The following is an 18,452-nucleotide window of genomic DNA, read 5'->3' on the forward strand; positions in this document are numbered from 1 at the left end:
ACCCTCATCACAAGGAGACCCGCGATGATCGAATCCATGCAGGTGAGCCCCGACGGGGTGAAGCCGGCGCAGGCACGGCGGCGGCTCGCGCGGGTGCTCGGACCCGGCGCCGCGGTCCTGCTGGTGCTGTCGTGCATCACGCCCGCCTCGAGTCTGTTCATCATCGTGCCGGAGCTGTTCGCGACGCAGGGGAGCGGCGCGGTGCTGGCCGTCGTGGCCGGCTTCGCGGTCTCGATCGCGATCGCCGCGTGCTACGCCGAGCTCGGCACCCGCACCGCCAGTTCCGGCGGCGAGTACGCCATGGTCACCCAGACCCTCGGCAAGTCGATGGGCTGGCTGACGTTCTCGCTGGCAGGCGTGCTGCTCTGGCTGATCCCGCCGATCTTCGCCCTCGGCACGGCCGACTACCTGGCCGACCTGGTGGAGCTGCCGCGGGCCGCGACCGGCGCGATCGTGATGCTGCTGTCGACCGCCACGGCGATCCTCAACATCAAGGCGAACGCCGTCGTCACCGGCACCTTCCTCGCCCTCGAGATGATCGCCGCCGTCGTCGTCACCGTGCTCGGGCTCGGCCACATCCAGCGCGGCCCCGGCGAGCTGGTCTCGCCGCACGTCATCGGTGAGAACGGCCTGGAGCCCTTCACCCTGGCGATCCTCATCTCGGGTCTCGCCGTGAGCACGTTCCTGGTCAGCGGCTTCGGCACCACCGTCTACCTCTCCGAGGAGATCGTCGACCCGCGTCGCAACGTCGCCCGCGTCATCTTCTGGACCCTCGGCCTGGGCGGCCTCGTCATCCTCATCCCGACCGTGACGACGGTCCTCGCGGTCGACGACCTCAGCGACCTCGCCTCGGGCAACTTCTCCCAGTGGGTCGCCGCCTGGGGCGGCGAGCGGGTCGCGGTCGGCGTGAACGTCGCCATCGCCATCGCGATCCTCAACGCCGTCATCGTGATGGTGCTGCAGAACGCCCGGGTCGTCTACGCCTCGGCGCGTGACCGCTCCTGGCCCGCACCGGTGAACGGCGTCCTCACCAAGCTGCACCCCCGCTACGCCACCCCGTGGCTGGCCACCCTCGTCATCGGCATCCCCGGCGCGATCCTCGCCGGCGCCGTCGAGATCGAGGCGCTGCTCGGGGTGACCTCGGTGGTCATCTCCACGATGTACGTCGTCGTGGCGATCGCCGCGCTCCGCGCCCGTCGCCGAGGTCCCGCTGTCGAGGGCTGGCGGATGCCGCTGTGGCCGCTGCCGCCGCTGGTCGTCATCGGCGCGATCGGCTACGCGCTGGCCGGCTCCGCGCGGATGGACATCCTGATCACGGCCGGTGTCGTCGTCGCCGCCCTCGCCTACTACTACCTCTACCTCGCCCGTCGTCCCGGCGAGCGGTTCCTGGTCGTCGACCCGACCGAGGATTAGAAACATCCACCCATCACGAGAATCGAACGAGAGAGAAGAACGCCATGGCTCGCTACGGAACCCAGTTCGGCCCCGACATCACCTTCCTGGGTGTCGACCGGTGTGACTGGGCCGACCCCGCGACGTACGAGGGTGCCGACGTGGTCATCCTCGGAGCTCCCTTCGACGGAGGTACGTCGCACCGGTCGGGCACCCGGTTCGGCCCGCAGTTCATCCGGCAGACCTGCTACCTGCCCCACGACGGGTCGCGGCCCTCGCTCGCGATGCGGGTCGACGCGCTGCGGGACCTGAAGGTGCTGGACGCGGGTGACGTGGAGATGTACTCCGGCGACGCCGAGCGTTCGGTGCGTGACCTCCAGGAGGCCGTGCACGCGGTGACGAGCAACGGCGCCATCCCGCTGGTGCTGGGCGGCGACCACACGATCGCCTGGCCCGACGCCGCCGGCGTCGCCCAGCACCTCGGTCAGGGACGCGTCTCGATGATCCACTTCGACGCCCACGCCGACACCGGCGACATCGAGTTCGGCTCACTGATCGGGCACGGCCAGCCGATGCGCCGGCTCATCGAGTCCGGGGCGCTTCGCGGCGACCGGTTCCTGCAGATGGGGCTGCGCGGCTACTGGCCCGAGCCGGAGACGCTGGACTGGATGGCCGAGCAGGGCATGCGGTCCTACGAGATGACCGAGATCGTGCACCGCGGTCTAGAGGAGTGCCTCACCGAGGCGTTCACCATCGCGACCGACGAGTGCGACGGGGTCTTCCTCTCGGTCGACATCGACGTCTGCGACCCCGGCCACGCGCCCGGCACCGGCACCCCGGAGCCGGGCGGCCTGACCGCGCGTCAGCTGCTCGACTCGGTCCGCCGGATCGCCTACGAGCTGCCGGTGGTCGGGATCGACGTCGTCGAGGTCTCACCGCCCTACGACCACGCCGACATCACCTCGTTCCTCGCCAACCGGGTCGTCCTCGAGGCGCTCTCGGGCATCGCCCGCCGTAAGCGCGACGAGGCCGACGGGACCCGCTGGGACCCGAGCCTTCCGCTGCTCGCCCAGCGCCCTGACCGGCGGCCCACCGACACTGACAAACAGGAGAACTGACATGACCACCCACGACGTGATCGTGGTCGGCGCCGGTGTGACCGGCCTGACCGCGGCCTGGCGACTGGCCCAGGCGGGCCAGGACGTGCTCGTCCTGGAGGCGCGCGACCGCGTCGGCGGCCGGCTGCGTACCGAGGCACACGGTGCGCCCGGGGCAGAGGCCGACTTCGAGATCGGCGGCCAGTGGGTCTCGCCGGACCAGGACGCCCTGATCGGGATCCTCGACGAGCTAGGCCTGCCGACCTACCCGCGCTTCCGCGAGGGCGAGTCGCTCTACGTCGACAAGGCGGGGGTGGCGCACCGCTTCGCCGACGACCTGCCGGTCGGGGCGGCCACCACAGCCGCCATCGCGCAGCTGACCAAGACGCTCGATGGCCTGGCCGCCGCGATGGACCCGGCCCGGCCGTGGGAGCTCGACGACGCCGACCACCTTGACAGCGTCTCGTTCCGTGCCTGGCTCGAGCAGCAGTGCGACGACCCGGTCGCCGTCGACAACATCGCCCTTTACATCGGGCCGGCGATGCTGACGAAGCCCGCCCACTCGTTCTCCGCGCTCCAAGCCGTGCAGATGGCCGCCAGCGCGGGGTCGTTCAGCAACCTCGTCGACGCCGACGTGATCCTCGACCGCCGGGTCGTCGGCGGCCTGCAGCGGGTGCCGCTGGCCCTGGCCGAGCGGCTGGGGGACCGGGTACGCCTCGGGCAGGACGTCACGCTGGTGGAGTGGGACGAGGACGGCGCCGTCGTCCACGTCGGCACCGAGATCCACGCCGCGCACCGGCTGGTCCTCGCGGTGCCGCCGACCCTGGTCAAGCGGATCCGGTTCAGCCCCGAGCTGCCGGCCGAGCACCGGATCGCTCGCGAGCACCAGTCGTTCGGGCTGGTCATCAAGGTGCAGGCGCAGTACGAGACGCCGTTCTGGCGTGCCGACGGCCTCAGCGGCACCGGCTTCGCGCCGTGGCAGCTGGTCCACGAGGTCTACGACAACACCCCCGAGGGCGAGCAGCGCGGAACGCTGGTCGGTTTCGTCTCCGACGAGCGCGCGGACGCGGTCGGCCGGCTCTCCGACGCCGAGCGCCGCCGCCAGGTGCTCGAGTCGCTGGCGGCGTACTTCGGGGATGTGGCGCTCGAGCCGCTCACCTTCGTCGAGAGCGACTGGCAGCACCAGGAGCTCACCGGCGGTGCGTACGGGACGAGCTTCGACCTGGGCGGCCTGACCCGCTGGGGTGCGGTGCTGCGCGAGCCGCTGGGGCCGATCGAGTTCGGCAGCAGCGATGTCGCCGGCCACGGCTTCCAGCACGTCGACGGGGCCGTACGTGTGGGCGAGGAGATCGCTCGCCGGATCGACGGCCGCTGACCGAGAGGTCTGCCTGAGGTCTGCCCGGATGCAACGTGATCGCAGCGAAGCGACGCCTAGCCTCCGACCTGGCGCGCTCATCGTGGGGGTGAGCGCGCCACCCCTCGAGAAAGGTCCACCCTTCGTATGCGCCTCCTCATCATGGGACCGCCCGGTGCCGGCAAGGGCACCCAGGCCGCCGTCATCGCCGAGCGTTTCGCCGTGCCGGCGATCTCCACCGGCGACATCTTCCGGACGAACGTCGCCCAGCAGACCGCGTTGGGCGTGGCAGCACAGACGTACATGCACGCGGGCGAGTACGTCCCGGACGAGATCACCAACGCCATGGTCGCCGACCGCCTCGCCGAGCGTGACTGTGCCGGCGGGTTCCTCCTCGACGGCTATCCGCGCACCCCGCAGCAGGTCGCCGAGCTCGATTCGCTCCTCGAGTTCTCCGGCGTCGGGCTCGACGCTGTGGTGCTGCTCGAGGCGGACCCCGACGAGCTGGTGAGCCGGCTCCTGGCTCGGTCCGGGGAGCAGGGCCGCGCCGACGACACCGAGTCGGTCATCCGCCGGCGGCTGGAGGTGTACGCCGCCGAGACCGGGCCACTCAGCGACGAGTATGCCGAGCGCGACCTGCTCGCGATCGTCGACGGCCTCGGTCCGGTCGACGAGGTCACCGAGCGGATCCTGACCGCCCTGACGGCGATGTCAGCTCAGCGGACGGCGACCTCGGCGCCGTAGCGCTCGACGCAGAACGCCGAGAGCCGCTCGGCCAGGGCCGCGAGCGCCTCGGCGGCGTGGTGCTGCGGGTCCCAGGCGGCGTACAGCCTGATCCGGACCCTCCCCGGCGGTGCCTCGATGTGCAGCGGCACCAACCCGAAGCGCGGGTCGTCGGAGACGACCGCGATCCCGCGGCCCGAGGCAGCGAGCGCCTGCGCGACCTGGGCGTTGGACACCTCGAGGACGTCGCCGTAGCCCACGGCGGCGTCCTCGACCGCTGCGTCCAGGAGCGGCCGCGGCCGCAGGTCCTCGGTGAGCAGCACGAGCGGCCGCGCCACCAGATCGCGTACGTCCACGGACCCCCGCCCCGCCCACGGGTCGTCGGGCCGGACATAGGCCCACACCGGCAGCACGGCGAGGGCGCGCGAGGCCAGCGACCGGGCCGGCGGCCGGGTGACGATCGCCAGGTCGGCGCCGGCGCGGACGGCCGCGACCGCGCCGCGCGGGTCGAGCTCGCGGACCATCGCGACCGGGTCGTCGGGCCCGAGCGTCGCCAGGAACGGCGCGAGCACGTCGGTGAGCGTCGTGGAGGGCACGGCGAGATGGAGCTCGTCGAGCCTGCCGGAGGCGAGCACCTCGACGGCGCGTTCGAGGTCGTCGGCGTGTGCGAGCAGGTCGCGGGCGCGGGGGAGGAGATCCTCGGCCGTCCGGGTGAGGCGCAGCCGCCGTCCCTCCCTTGCGAAGAGCGGCACGCCCAGGTTCGCCTCGAGCTGACGAAGCTGCCGCGACAGGACCGGCTGGGTCACGTGCAGCACCTCGGCGGCACGCGTCGCCGAGCCCGCGTCAGCGGTGGCGACGAAGTAGCGCAGCAGCCGCAGATCCATGCTCACGAGACATGATTGTAGTAGTCAAAAGGTCTTGGACGACATGTGTCGTGGAGGATCATGCTGAACCCATGACCGAGCCCTCGACCCTCGAACAGTCCCGTCTCCTGCGTACGCCGCTTCCCGGCCCGCGCTCCCAGGAGCTCATGGCCCGCAAGGTAGCGGCCGTGAGCCGGGGTGTGGCCACGACCATGCCCGTCTTCGCCGCCCGCGCGGCCGGCGGGATCGTCGAGGACGTCGACGGCAATCGCTTCATCGACCTCGGCTCCGGCATCGCGGTGACCACCGTCGGCTCCAGCGCCGCCAGGGTGGTCGACGCCGTCGCCGACCAGGTCGCGGCCTTCACCCACACCTGCTTCATGGTCACGCCCTACGAGGGCTACGTGGCCGTCGCCGAGCAGCTCGCCCGGCTCACTCCCGGCGACCACGATAAGCGCACGGCGCTGTTCAACTCCGGCTCCGAGGCCGTCGAGAACGCGGTCAAGATCGCCCGCTCGTACACCGGCAAGGACGCGGTCGTCGTCTTCGACCACGCCTACCACGGGCGCACCAACCTCACCATGGCGATGACCGCGAAGAACATGCCCTACAAGCACGGCTTCGGGCCCTTCGCCGGCGAGGTCTACCGCGCGCCGATGTCCTACCCGTTCCGCGACGCCCCCGAGATCGACGGCAAGCTGGCTGCGGCCCGGGCGACCTCCCTCATCGAGACGCAGGTCGGTGCCGAGAACCTCGCCGCCGTCGTGATCGAGCCGGTGCAGGGCGAGGGCGGCTTCATCGTCCCGGCGCCAGGCTTCCTCTCCGCGCTGGCGGAGTGGTGCCGCGCCAACGACGTGATCTTCGTGGCCGACGAGGTGCAGTCCGGCTTCGGCCGCACCGGCACCTGGTTCGCCGTCGAGCACGACGACGTCGTCCCGGACCTGGTCGTCAGCGCCAAGGGCATCGCCGGTGGTCTGCCGCTCTCCGCGGTGACCGGCCGCGCCGACGTCATGGACGCCGTCCACCCCGGCGGTCTGGGCGGCACCTACGGCGGCAACCCGCTCGCCTGCGCCGCCGCGCTGGCCGTGATCGAGACCATCGAGGCCGAGGACCTGCTCACCCGGGCCCGCGCGATCGAGGAGCGTCTCCTCGGCCGGCTCCGTGACCTGCAGGCGGGCGACCCGCGCATCGGTGACGTACGCGGCCGGGGCGCGATGATCGCCGCCGAGTTCGTGGACCCGGCCACCGGCAACCCGGATGGTGCGGTGGCCAAGGCCGTCGCCGCCTACGCTCACAGCCAGGGTGTCATCACCCTGACCTGTGGCACCTGGGGCAACGTCATCCGCTTCCTGCCCCCGCTGAGCATCTCCGACGAGCTGCTCGACGAGGCCCTGGACGTACTCACGACCGCACTGGAGGAGACCAAGTGACCACGAGCACCCAGCCGATGAACACCGAGCCCAGCTACCTCGACGCCCTCGAGCCCGGCAGCGGAGTCCTCGTCGGCGGCCGGTGGCGTCCGGGCGGCGCCGGCGTCTTCGCGGTCGAGAACCCCGCCACCCGTGAGCTCGTCGCCGACGTCGCCGACGGCAGCACCGAGGACGCGACCGCGGCCGTCGACGCTGCCGCCGCGGCACTTCCCGCGTGGTCGGCGCTGCCGCCGCGGACCCGCAGCGACCTGCTCAGCCGCGTACGCGACCTGATGCTGCGCGACGCCGACGAGCTCGCCGCCCTGATCGCGCTCGAGAACGGCAAGTCCCTGGCCGACGCCCGCGGCGAGGTCGTGTACGCCGCCGAGTTCTTCCGCTGGTACGCCGAGGAGGCCGTACGTCCGCACGGCGACTTCGGTCCCTCGCCGGCCGGCGGCACTCGCACCATCGTCACCCACAAGCCGGTGGGCGTGGCCGCCCTCGTGACGCCGTGGAACTTCCCGGCCGCGATGGCCACCCGCAAGATCGCCCCGGCCCTCGCGGCCGGCTGCACCGTCGTGCTCAAGCCCGCCGCCGAGACGCCCCTGACGGCCCTCGCGGTCGCCCGGCTGATCGCCGAGGCCGGCGTGCCCGACGGCGTCGTCAACGTGGTGCCCGGCCTGGACGCTCCCGCCATCGTCAGCACCTGGCTCGCCGACGTACGCGTCCGCAAGATCTCCTTCACCGGCTCGACCGGTGTCGGCCGCATCCTGCTCCGCCAGGCCGCCGACCGGGTCGTGAACACCTCGATGGAGCTCGGCGGCAACGCGCCGTTCGTGGTGACCTCGAGCGCCGACGTGGCCGCTGCGGTCGAGGGCGCGATGGTCGCCAAGTTCCGCAACGGGGGACAGGCCTGCACCGCGGCCAACCGGCTCTACGTCCACGCCGACGTCGCCGAGGAGTTCACCGCCCGCCTCGGTGCGGCCGTGGAGGCGCTCCGGGTCGGCCCCGCCGAGCAGGGCAGCGACATCGGCCCGCTCATCTCCGCGAAGGCGTACGCCACCGTCACCGGCCTCGTCGACGCCGCCGTGGCCGCCGGAGCCGTGATCGCCCACCGCGCCGAGGTCCCCACCTCGGAGGGCTACTTCTACGCGCCCACGGTCCTGACCGACGTACCGGCCGACTCGCCGCTGCTGCGCGAGGAGATCTTCGGGCCGGTGGCCCCGATCGTGGTCTGGAACGACACCGAGGAGCTGCTGGCCTCCGTCAACGACACCGAGTTCGGCCTGGCGGCGTACGTCTTCGGCGAGATGGGCGAGGCGCTGCACGTGGCCGAACGGATCGACGCCGGGATGGTCGGGGTCAACCGCGGCCTCGTCTCCGACCCGTCGGCGCCGTTCGGCGGGGTGAAGCAGAGCGGCATCGGGCGCGAGGGCGCGCGGGCCGGGCTGGAGGAGTACCTGGAGACGCAGTACCTCAGCGTCGCCTGGTGATTGGCATCACGCCCGCCCCATCCATGATGATGTGACTCAGGCCACCCGCACACCCTGCGGGTGGTTCCTCGGGACAGCCTCACCCGGCAGTCCCGGCACAACGCTCCAGACGGACCACCAGCGCCGCCCGGCAGATTGAGGAGTCACCCATATGACCGCAGTGTTCGAGCCCGGGACCTCGTTCGAGGCCTATGACCTGGCAGACCGCTATCGAGTCGGAGCCGGCCCGGTGTTGCTCACCGGGATCCAGGCGATCGCGCGGATGCTCGTCGAGCAGCGCGCACTCGACCAGCGCCGCGGCCTGCGGACCGGCACCTTCATCTCCGGCTACCCGGGCAGCCCGCTCGGTGGTCTCGACCAGCTGCTGCTGGGTCTGCCGAAGGAGATGGCCGACGCCGACATCACCGTGGTCCCCGGCCTCAACGAGGAGCTCGCCGCGACCGCGGTGTGGGGTTCGCAGTCGGCGGTCACCCTCGACACCGAGCGCTACGACGGCGTGACCGGGGTCTGGTACGGCAAGGGTCCCGGTGTCGACCGCGCGCTCGACGCGATGCGTCATGCCAACATGTACGGCGCCCACCCCACCGGCGGCATGCTGATGCTGGTCGGCGACGACCCGGCCGCCAAGTCGTCCACCGTGCCCGCGGTCAGCGAGCGCACCCTGGCCTCGCTCGGCATCCCGGTGCTGTTCCCGCGCAACGCCGCCGAGATCGTCGAGTACGGCATGGAGGGCATCGCCCTCTCCCGCGCCTCCGGCTGCGTCGTCGCGCTCAAGATCGTCGCGGACGTCGCCGACGGCGCCTGGGTGGTCAACCCGGAGATCGGCGTCCTCGACCCGGTCACGCCCAAGACCCAGTGGGAGGGCGTTCCCTACACGTACGAGCCGACCAAGATCGAGCTCTTCCCCGACCGGATCGTCGGCGCCGAGGCGAAGCTCTACGGCCCCCGGATGGGCGTCGTGAAGGCGTACGCCGCCGAGAACCGGCTCAACCGGATCGAGGTCAAGGCGCCGAACGCCAAGGTCGGCATCGTCGCCTCCGGCTCGTGCTACGACTCGATGCGCCAGGGCCTGAAGGACCTCGGCCTCGGCCACGACGACCTGATGGCCGCCGGTGTCCGGGTGCTGCGCCTGGGCATGATGTGGCCGGTCGAGCCGACCATCGTCTCGGAGTTCGCCGACGGGCTCGAGGAGATCATCGTCGTCGAGGACAAGACCTCCTTCATCGAGCAGGGCATCCGCGAGATCCTCTACGGCGAGCCGTCGGCTCCCGTCATCATCGGCAAGAAGGACCGCAACGGCGTTCCGCTGGTGCCGCTCGACGGTGAGCTGACCGCCGGCCGCCTGCTCGCGCCGCTGCGCCGTGCGCTGAAGGGCCACGCCCAGCTGAAGGCCGCCGGGCCCGCCCGGATCGACCTGCCGCTGCTCTCGACCTCGCGCACGCCGTACTTCTGCTCCGGCTGCCCTCACAACCGCTCGACCGCACTCCCGGATGGGAGCCTGGGTGGCGGCGGCATCGGCTGCCACACCCTGGTGACCGCCTCGCAGCGCGAGGACAGCGCGGTCGTCGGCATCACCCAGATGGGCGGCGAGGGCTCGCAGTGGATCGGGCAGGCCCCCTACAGCCACGCCGGCCACACGTTCCAGAACGTCGGTGACGGCACCTTCTTCCACTCCGCGCAGCTGGCCATCCAGGCGTGCGTCGCGGCCGGGGTCAACATCACCTACAAGCTGCTCCACAACGACGTCGTCGCGATGACCGGTGCCCAGAAGCGGCAGGGCGAGGTCGCGATGGCACAGCTGACCCACAAGCTGATGAACGAGGGCGTCAAGGCGATCATCGTCGTCGCCGACGAGCCCAAGCGCTACCGCCGCGCCCACTTCCCCGCAGGCGTACGTCTCTGGCACCGCGACCGCCTCGACGACGCCCAGCGGGACCTGCGCGAGGTCGAGGGCGTGACCGTCCTGATCTATGACCAGCACTGCGCCGCCGACGCCCGGCGTCAGCGCAAGCGGGGCACGATCGAGGCCCGCAACACCAAGATCGTGATCAACGAGGCCGTGTGCGAGGGCTGCGGCGACTGCGGCGTGAAGTCCAACTGCCTCTCCGTGCAGCCGGTCGAGACCGAGCTGGGCCGCAAGACCCGCATCGACCAGACCTCGTGCAACACCGACTACACCTGCGTCGAGGGCGAGTGCCCCTCTTTCATGGCCGTCGAGACCGACCCGACCGTCAAGAAGGCGAAGAAGTCGACCCCCGAGCCGCCGACGGTGGCCGACCCGGGCTACGGCGAGCTGGAGCGGACGTACGGCGTCTTCATGGCCGGCATCGGCGGCACCGGCATCGTCACGGTCAACCAGGTGCTCGCGACCGCCGCGCTGCGCGCCGGCTTCGGCGTGGAGTCGCTCGACCAGGTCGGGATGAGCCAGAAGGCGGGCCCGGTGACGGCTCACCTGCGGTTCGGCCCGGGCGCGATCGATCCGTCCAACCGGGTCACTCCGGGGTCGGCCGACGCTCTGCTCGGCTTCGACCTGCTCACCCTGGCCGAGGGCAAGAACCTCGCCTACGGCAACCCGGCGCTGACCCGGGCGGTCGTGTCGACCAGCAAGACGCCGACCGGGCCGATGGTCTACGACAAGGACATCGCCTACCCGGCCGACGACGAGCTGCTCACCCGGGTGAACGGCGCGACGTCCTCGCTGCGCGCCTTCGACGCGCTCGCCGCCGCTGAGACCCTCTTCGGCAACACAGCCGCGGCCAACTTCCTGCTGGTCGGCGCCGCCTACCAGGCCGGCGCGCTTCCGATCCCCGCCGAGGCGATCGAGGAGGCCATCGGCATCAACGGGGTCGCGGTCAGCGCCAACGTCGCCGCCTTCCGCTGGGGCCGCGCCTCGGTCGCCGCGCCGGAGGAGTTCGCCAAGGTCACCGGCACCTCCACCGCGCCGGTCGAGCAGGTCGCCGTACCGGCTCTGGACGGAGCGTCGTTCGACGGCGAGGTGCGCCGCCTGGCCGAGGTCCGCGCGCCGAAGCTCGTCGCCTTCCAGAACCAGGCGACCGCCCGCGACTACGTCGAGACCGTCGACCGGATCTGGAACGCCGAGCGCGCGGTGACCACGGACACCCGCTTCTCCGAGGCCGTTGCCCGCTACCTGTTCAAGCTCACCGCCTACAAGGACGAGTACGAGGTCGCCCGGCTGCTCACCGCGCCGGCCGCTTTGGACGGTGTCCGTGCCGAGGTCCAGGGCAAGATCAGCTTCAAGCTCTCCCCGCCGGTGTTCGGGGCGTTCCTGAAGGGTCGCAAGATGACCTTCGGTCCGCGCACCCACTTCATGCTCCGCCTGCTGGCGACCATGAAGTTCCTCCGCGGCACGTTCCTCGACCCGTTCGGTCAGGCCCACGTACGCCGCACCGAGCGGGCCCTGCTCGCGCACTACTCCGCGCTCGTCACCGGCCTCGCCGCTGACCTCACCGAGGAGTCCTACGCCCGGGCCGTCCGCCTCGCGGAGCTCCCGGACATGGTGCGGGGCTACGAGAACGTGAAGATGCGCAACGTCGAGGCCTACCGCGAGGCGCTCGCCGCCGAGGGGATCGACCTGACGGTCTAGAGCACCTTGTGGGTGCTGGCCGGACCATCACCCACGCCGAACGCCTCTGCCAGCCTCGACGGCGCACCAGCGCTGTCGAGGCTGGCCTCCACCTTGCGGACGTTGCGTGCCGACGGGTAGGCGAAGTAGGCCATCAGGACCAGCGAGATGGCCCCGCCGATGACGTACGTCATCAGCTGTCCCTCGGTGAGGACGAAGGCCAGGGCGAGCGAGACGAGCGCGACGACCTCGCTGAGGACTAGCCGCAGGATCATCGACGTCTGGTGCTTCTGCAGGCCCTCGCTGGTCGCCTTCTCCGGCGCAGTCCCGGGCGTGACCGGAACGGTGCGGAAGCCGATCGCCGAGCACAGCACGGCCATGACCACGCCTGCCGCGACCTGCCCGCCGATGACGTACGCCGAGGGCAGCTGCAGGTCGGCGTCGGGGATGCTGAGCGCGACGATGACCCCCAGGCCCACGACCATGGTCATGAATGCGATCGCCATCATCTGTGCCGTACGTGCCAGTGGGGTGGTCATCTGAGCTCCTTCTCGGGCTTGCGGTCACGGCAATCTAGCCGACGCCGAGACCGGTCGTCGCGAGGCCACTCCGGCCCGAGGCGCTGTTCGCGCCCCGGGCCTCGTGAGCGGGTCAGCTCCGCCAGGTGATCAGCGCGTCGAGCGCCTCGATCCGATCCCCTGAGATCAGCAGCGGGTTGACCTCGAGCGACTCGAGCTCGTCGCCGAGAGCCACGGCGATCGCGCCGATCCTGGCCACCACGCCGGCGAGTGCGTCCAGGTCGACCGGAGCCTGGCCGCGGGCGCCCCGGAGAATGGCGGCGCTGCGCAGCGACTCGACCGCCTGTCGGGCTTCGGCCTCCGAGACGGGCAGCAGGCGGAGCTGGGAGTCGCCGAGGATCTCGACCCAGATGCCGCCCATCGCGACCGCCAGGGTGAGCCCCCACGACGGGTCGCGGACGACACCGACGAGGAGCTCCGTGCCACCCGAGCGCATCGGCTGAACGACGGTCGTGGTGCCGTCGTGGCCCGCCTTCGCGAGGGAGGCGGCGATCCGCGTCGCCGCGGCGTGAACCGACTCCGCGTCCTGCAACCCGAGCTCCACGCCGCCGAGGTCGCTCTTGTGCTCCAGATCGTCGGCGGCCGCCTTCAGCACCACGGGGAAGCCCACCTCCTCGGCGTGGCGCGCGGCCTCGTCGGGGGAGGTGGCCACCCGGGACGGCACCATCGGGATACCGTTGGCAGCAAGGAACGCGGACGCATGACGCTCGGTCCACGTCCCAGTGCGCGGTGGCAGCCCGTCCGCCACCGACACCTCGACCTCGACCGGCGCATCCGCACCGGCCTGATGGCGCCGGTAGGTCTGCGACCAGCGGACCGCGTGGCCCAGCGCCGTCATCCCGTGCTCGATGCCACCCGCGATCTGCGGGTAGCTCGCCGCCTCCCGAAGGGCCCGCCCCGTCTCGCTCACGTCGATCAGGACGTTGCCCACGATCACGACCGGCTTCGGCGAAGAACGGATCACCCCGGCCGTGTGCCGGTACGTCTCCACCGCGAGGTCGAAGTCGGGTGTCGTCCGGGGCATGTCCTGGAGCAGCATGATGACGTCGACACCGGGATCGGCGGCGACGACGCCGAGTGCCTTCGACATGAGCTGGCGGTCGAGCAGCACGTAGCCGGTGACGTCGAGCGGGTTGTTCGGCGTGGCGAAGGGTGGCAGCACCTCTCGTAGCGCTGCCGTGGTCGCCTCGGCGAACTCCGGCAGCTCGAGTCCCTCGTCCTCGGCGCGGTCGGAGATGATCTCGGAGGCGCCGCCCGAGGGGGTGACGACGCCGATCCGGTTGCCCGGGAGCGGGCCGGTCTCGGCGAGCATGCCGGCGGTGACCATCAGGTCCTCCAACGAGCCCACGCGGATCACGCCGAGCTGACGGAAGGCGGCGTCGACGGTCTTGTCGTCACCCACCAACGCACCCGTGTGGGCCTGTGCGGTCCGAGATGCCTTGGCGCTGCGGCCGATCTTGAGAGCCACGATCGGCTTGCCCGCCGCCAGCGCCCGCCGGGCGATCTCCGCGAACTCCTCCGGGTGCCGGATGCTCTCCAGGAAGAGCGCGATCACCTTGGTCTGCGGCGAGTCGACCAGCGCGTTCATCACGTCGGTCACCGACATCGCGGTCTCGTTGCCCATCGAGACCAGGAGCGAGATCCCGATGTTGCGGGCCTGGGCGAAGGCCAGCACGTTGCTGGCCAGCGCACCGCTCTGCAGCACGACCCCGACGGACCCACCCAGCAGCGGCGGCGGGATCGGCAGCCCGTACGGCGTGATCGAGTCGGCCGCGTTGATGAACCCGTTGCCGTTCGGGCCGAGGACGGTGAGGTCGTGCCTGCGGGCGATGTCGGCGACCTCCTGCTCGCGGACCGCGCCCTCCTCACCGACCTCGCCGTAGCCGGCGGTGAGGATGACGTAGTTCCGGATGCCGCGGGCAGCGCCCTCCTCGAGGACCAGCGGTACGACCTCGATCGGCGTCATGACGTAGACGAGGTCGACCGGTCCCGGGATGGCGGAGAGGCTGCGGTGGGTCTCGACACCGTGGACGACAGGCGTCTTGGGGTTCACCAGGTGCACGTCACCGGAGAAGCCGTGCTGGAGAAGGTTGTTGTAGGTGCTCAGTGACCAGCCCGACTTGTCGGTCGCCCCCACCAGGGCGACCGACTTCGGGCGGAAGAACTCCTGCAGTCGGTCGGCGTCGACGGTGCTCATGCCAACGACGCTCCCACCTTGACGTTGCCCTTGAGGAGATTTCGGGCGATCGTACGGCGCTGGATCTCGTCGGTCCCCTCGAAGATGCGCAGCAGCCGCAGCTCGCGGTACCAGCGCTCGAGCGGGAGCTCCTTGGTGTAACCCATCCCGCCGTGGATCTGGAGGACACGGTCGACGACGCGGTTGGCCATGTTCGTGCCGTACAGCTTCGCGATGGAGGAGGTGTGCCGGGCGTCCATCTTGTTCTCGACCTGCCACGCGGCGTGCAGGGTCAGCCAGCGGGCGGCCTCCAGCTCGACGGCGCTGTCGGCGATGTGGCCCTGGATGAACTGGTAGTTGGCGATCGCCTGGCCCATCGAGTGCCGGTTGTTGGCGTGCTCAATGGCCATCTCGAGCATGCGCTCCGCGGCGCCGATGGCCCCGGCCGGGATCATGAAGCGGCCGTTGCCGATCCACTGCATCGCCAGCTCGAAGCCCTTGCCCTCCTCGCCGAGGATGTGGTCGTTCGGGACGCGTACGTCCTGGAAGCTCAGCGCCGCCGGGCCCCACTCACCCATGGTCGGGATCGGCGTGGACTCCCAGCCCATCGCCCGGTCGACCAAGAAGCAGGTGACGCCGCCGTCGGCACCCTTCTCCGGGTCCGTGACGGCGAAGACCATCACGAAGTCGGCCTCGTTGCCGTTGGTGATGAAGACCTTCTCACCGTTGATCACCCAGTCGTCGCCGTCACGGACCGCCCTGGACCGGATGCTGCGGGCGTCGGAGCCGGCGCCGGGCTCGGTGATCGCGAAGCAGCTGCGGCGCTCACCCTCGATGGTGGGGATGAGGTACTCCTGCTTCTGCGCCTCGGTGCCGGCGTAGAGGATGTTGTCCGCGCTGCCGCCGAAGCGGAACGGCACGAAGGTGCGGCCGGCCTCACCGGCGATGATCGCCGACATCACCGCTCCCGCGGCCATGCCACCGTACTCCTCCGGGGTGTTGATGCCCCAGTAGCCGTACTTCCGGGCCTTGGCCTGCAGGTCCTTGAGCTGTCCCGGCTCGAGCGCGGGACGACCGTTGCGCTCGTTGAGGAGGACCTGGTCCTCCAGCGGCATCACCTCCTTGGTGACGAACTGGCGCACGGCCTCCTTGACTGCTCGATGCTCTTCTCCCAGCGCGAAGTCGATCATTGCCCGCTCCTTCGGTTAGAGTGAGTTTCTAGAATCGTTTTCTAGAATGGACTATGAGAAGAGTCACGCAGTAGCGGTTCGTCGTCAAGAGGAAATCCGCATATTGTGAGAAGATCCCGGCACCACGACGAGGAGTGAACGATGGCCCTAGAGGTCGAATCGCAGCGCCCGGGCGGGCGTCGCTGGGCGAAGACCGAGGAGACGCGCCGTCAGCTCCTGGACGCCTCGCGCGAGGTCTTCGCGGAGAAGGGCTACGCGGTGGCCAGCGTCTCCGACGTCGTGGCCCGTGCCGGCTCCAGCGTCGGGAGCGTCTACCACCACTTCGGTGGCAAGGAGCAGCTCTACCTCGCCCTGTGGGAGGAGTACGTCGACCGGCTGGCCGCGGCTGCGGCCGCCAGCGTCGCGAAGGCGCGCAAGAGCGGCGTCGAGGCGCCGCTCGACCAGTTCGAGGCGGGTGCGCTGGCCTACCTCGACGCGGTCTGGGAGGACCGCGAGCTGCTGCCGGTCTTCTACGCCGGCGACGGCCCGCCGGGATTCGAGATGATGCGCCGCCAGCGCAACATCGAGTGGATCCGTCGCAACCTGCAGGTGCTCGGCCTCGGCGTCAGCGACGAGAACCAGCTGCTCGGTGCGATCCTGACCGCGCTCATCGGTGAGGCGGCCCGGATGACGGCCGCGTGCGAGACCAAGCGCCAGGCTCGGCGGGTGGCTCGGCACGCGATCGCGTTGGCCCAACGCCTCTTCGTCGGGGAGGTCGCCGAGCCCGTGGCTCAGGTGGCCGAGTAGCTCCCGGGGAGCTTCGGAGGATCAGCGCCATGTGGCCAGCCCGCGGTCGATGACCACGGTGCCGTCCTCCTTCCAGGTCTGGAAGGCGGTCGTCACCTCGTCGACCCGCCAGATCGCGACCTGCAGGGTCTCGCCGGGAAGCACCGGCGCCGAGAACCGGCCGGCCATCGAGGCCATCGCGTCCCCATCGCCTCCAGCGATCGTGCCGATCAGCGCCCGGCCGGTGACCCCGTAGGTGCACAGCCCGTGCAGGATCGGCCGCTCGAAACCACCCCGCGCGGCGAAGCGCGGGTCCGAGTGCAGCGGGTTGCGGTCGCCGCTGAGCCGGTAGAGCAGAGCCTGGCCGGGCCAGGTCGGCATCGTCACCAGCTCGTCGGGATCGCGCTCGGGAATCGGCGAGGCGACTTTCGGCCCCGGGTCGCCGCCGAAGCCGCCCTCACCCCGGATGAACACGGAGCTGCGCGTGGTCACGACGGGTTCGCCCGTTGCCGGATCGACCGCCTCGGCCTGGCTCGCGACCAGGGCGCCCGAGCCCTTGTCGTACATGCCGGTCACCTGGGACGTGAGCGAGACGGTGCCTTCGGCGGTCAGCGGCCGGTGCAGGACGACCTCCTGTTCGGCGTGGACCAGCATGGCCGGGTTGAAGACGCCCATCCTCCGCCCACCGCGCCTGGCGCCCCAGGTGACCATGACCCCGAACGTGGGCAGCACCCTCTGCTCCGGGCAGGCATCGTCGCCGTGCCCGCTGGTGTAGCTCAGGTCGGTCAGCGGGTCGTCGTGCCCGGCGCCGACCCCGAGGGCGTACAGGAGGGTGTCGGCACTGGTCCAGGACCGCTTCTCGGGCTCGGAGCGCACGCCGATGACGGACTGGTCCAGGCTCATGCCTCGGGCGTCCTTCCGCTGGTGAGCGAGTTCGCCCGTGCGTCCGCGATCATGCTGGGCAGCACCACGTCGAGTTCCTCGACGGTCCACGGGCCGTCCTTCTCCTCGGTCGGGCCGGCGACCCAGCCTTCGGCGACGCTCACGTGTCCGCCGCGTACGTTGAAGACGCGGCCGGTGACGTCGCGCGCGGACTTCGAGGCCAGCCAGGCCACCACGGGGGAGACGTTCTCCGGTGCGCCCGGGTTCCACTCGCCCTCGGCCACCTGAGGCCGGTTGGGGTTGAGGTTCTCGGTCATCCGGGTCAGCGCCGCAGGAGCGATCGCGTTGACGGTGATGCCGTAGCGGCGCAGCTCCTGGGCGGCGATGACGGTCATCGCCGCGATACCGGCCTTGGCGGCGCCGTAGTTGATCTGCCCCGGGTTGCCGTAGATCCCGGAGGAGGAGGTGGTGTTGATGATCCGGGCGTCGACGTCCTCGCCCCGCTTGGAGAGCTCACGCCAGTGCTGGGCGGCCACGCTCATCGGCGCGAAAGTGCCACGCAGGTGGACCTTGATGACCGCGTCCCACTCATCGATGGACATGTTGACCAGCATCCGGTCGCGCAGGATGCCGGCGTTGTTGACCAGTACGTCGACCCTGCCCCACTCGTTGAGGGCGTCCTGCAACAGCTTCTCGGCGCCCTCGGGATCGCTGATGTCGCTGCCGTTGGCGATCGCCTCGCCGCCGAGCGCGCGTACCTCCTCGACGACCTGCTGCGCGGGGTCGTCGGCCTTGCCGGTGCCGTCGAGGCCGGCGCCGAGGTCGTTGACCACGACCGCCGCTCCGCGGCGGGCGAACTCGAGCGCATGCGCGCGGCCGAGGCCGCGGCCCGCCCCGGTGATGATGACGACCTGTCGGTCGGTGCTTGCCATGGGTCTGCTCCTTCG

The 18,452-nt window shown here is 70.9% G+C and carries 14 protein-coding genes; 8 read left to right on the forward strand and 6 right to left on the reverse strand.

Going from position 1 to position 18,452, the window contains the following annotated elements; all coding sequences use genetic code 11:
* Positions 1-24: 24 nt before the first annotated feature.
* The 4 genes from AB0F44_RS14975 to AB0F44_RS14990 all read left to right on the forward strand — a co-directional run bounded on the left by AB0F44_RS14975 (position 25) and on the right by AB0F44_RS14990 (position 4,587).
* A complete protein-coding gene (locus tag AB0F44_RS14975; protein ID WP_357356643.1) occupies positions 25-1,413 on the forward strand; it encodes an APC family permease in 1,389 nt (462 codons plus the stop codon).
* Between the two features lie 44 nt (positions 1,414-1,457).
* Complete coding sequence (gene speB, locus AB0F44_RS14980) at positions 1,458-2,510, forward strand: agmatinase (protein WP_357356645.1); 1,053 nt, start codon at positions 1,458-1,460, stop codon at positions 2,508-2,510.
* Position 2,511: 1 nt separating this feature from the next.
* The gene (locus AB0F44_RS14985) at positions 2,512-3,864 is read left to right on the forward strand and encodes an NAD(P)/FAD-dependent oxidoreductase (protein WP_357356647.1); all 1,353 of its coding nucleotides are present in this window, start codon (positions 2,512-2,514) and stop codon (positions 3,862-3,864) included.
* A gap of 126 nt (positions 3,865-3,990) precedes the next feature.
* Positions 3,991-4,587 carry an adenylate kinase gene (locus AB0F44_RS14990; RefSeq protein ID WP_357356649.1) on the forward strand — a complete coding sequence of 199 codons (597 nt, stop codon included), beginning with the start codon at positions 3,991-3,993 and terminating at the stop codon, positions 4,585-4,587.
* On the opposite strand, the gene AB0F44_RS14995 is transcribed toward AB0F44_RS14990, so the two are convergent.
* Entirely contained in the window at positions 4,560-5,450 is an 891-nt protein-coding gene (locus AB0F44_RS14995) for a LysR family transcriptional regulator (protein ID WP_357356748.1), read from the reverse strand. The genes AB0F44_RS14990 and AB0F44_RS14995 overlap by 28 nt on opposite strands.
* Positions 5,451-5,521: 71 nt before the next feature.
* Between AB0F44_RS14995 and gabT the strand changes: the two genes are divergently transcribed.
* The 3 genes from gabT (at position 5,522) to AB0F44_RS15010 (ending at position 11,935) form a co-directional block, all read left to right on the forward strand.
* Positions 5,522-6,859 (forward strand): 4-aminobutyrate--2-oxoglutarate transaminase, encoded by a 1,338-nt coding sequence (gene gabT, locus AB0F44_RS15000; protein ID WP_357356651.1) that lies wholly within the window; start codon positions 5,522-5,524, stop codon positions 6,857-6,859.
* Entirely contained in the window at positions 6,856-8,331 is a 1,476-nt protein-coding gene (locus tag AB0F44_RS15005) for an NAD-dependent succinate-semialdehyde dehydrogenase (protein WP_357356652.1), read from the forward strand. The genes gabT and AB0F44_RS15005 overlap by 4 nt, the downstream gene beginning before the upstream one ends.
* Before the next feature lie 151 nt (positions 8,332-8,482).
* The gene (locus tag AB0F44_RS15010; protein ID WP_357356654.1) at positions 8,483-11,935 is read left to right on the forward strand and encodes an indolepyruvate ferredoxin oxidoreductase family protein; all 3,453 of its coding nucleotides are present in this window, start codon (positions 8,483-8,485) and stop codon (positions 11,933-11,935) included.
* On the opposite strand, the gene AB0F44_RS15015 is transcribed toward AB0F44_RS15010, so the two are convergent.
* The 3 genes from AB0F44_RS15015 to AB0F44_RS15025 all read right to left on the reverse strand — a co-directional run bounded on the left by AB0F44_RS15015 (position 11,932) and on the right by AB0F44_RS15025 (position 15,858).
* Positions 11,932-12,453, reverse strand: a complete 522-nt coding sequence (locus AB0F44_RS15015) for a hypothetical protein (protein WP_357356656.1) — start codon at positions 12,451-12,453, stop codon at positions 11,932-11,934. The genes AB0F44_RS15010 and AB0F44_RS15015 overlap by 4 nt on opposite strands.
* A 112-nt stretch (positions 12,454-12,565) precedes the next feature.
* Positions 12,566-14,689, reverse strand: a complete 2,124-nt coding sequence (locus AB0F44_RS15020) for an acetate--CoA ligase family protein (protein WP_357356657.1) — start codon at positions 14,687-14,689, stop codon at positions 12,566-12,568.
* Complete coding sequence (locus AB0F44_RS15025) at positions 14,686-15,858, reverse strand: acyl-CoA dehydrogenase family protein (protein ID WP_355225165.1); 1,173 nt, start codon at positions 15,856-15,858, stop codon at positions 14,686-14,688. Before AB0F44_RS15025 ends, AB0F44_RS15020 begins: the two co-directional genes overlap by 4 nt.
* Positions 15,859-15,999: 141 nt before the next feature.
* Here AB0F44_RS15025 and AB0F44_RS15030 point away from each other — a divergent pair, with 141 nt between their 5' ends.
* The gene (locus AB0F44_RS15030; protein ID WP_357356660.1) at positions 16,000-16,644 is read left to right on the forward strand and encodes a helix-turn-helix domain-containing protein; all 645 of its coding nucleotides are present in this window, start codon (positions 16,000-16,002) and stop codon (positions 16,642-16,644) included.
* A 21-nt stretch (positions 16,645-16,665) separates the two neighbouring features.
* On the opposite strand, the gene AB0F44_RS15035 is transcribed toward AB0F44_RS15030, so the two are convergent.
* Both AB0F44_RS15035 and AB0F44_RS15040 read right to left on the reverse strand, forming a co-directional pair.
* The gene (locus AB0F44_RS15035) at positions 16,666-17,526 is read right to left on the reverse strand and encodes a MaoC/PaaZ C-terminal domain-containing protein (RefSeq protein WP_357356661.1); all 861 of its coding nucleotides are present in this window, start codon (positions 17,524-17,526) and stop codon (positions 16,666-16,668) included.
* On the reverse strand, positions 17,523-18,437 hold the full coding sequence (locus AB0F44_RS15040; protein WP_357356663.1) for an SDR family oxidoreductase: 915 nt from the start codon (positions 18,435-18,437) through the stop codon (positions 17,523-17,525). Before AB0F44_RS15040 ends, AB0F44_RS15035 begins: the two co-directional genes overlap by 4 nt.
* Between the last annotated feature and the right edge of the window lie 15 nt (positions 18,438-18,452).

The organism is Nocardioides sp. NPDC023903, assembly GCF_040639295.1.
In the GTDB taxonomy this organism is placed as follows: domain Bacteria; phylum Actinomycetota; class Actinomycetes; order Propionibacteriales; family Nocardioidaceae; genus Nocardioides.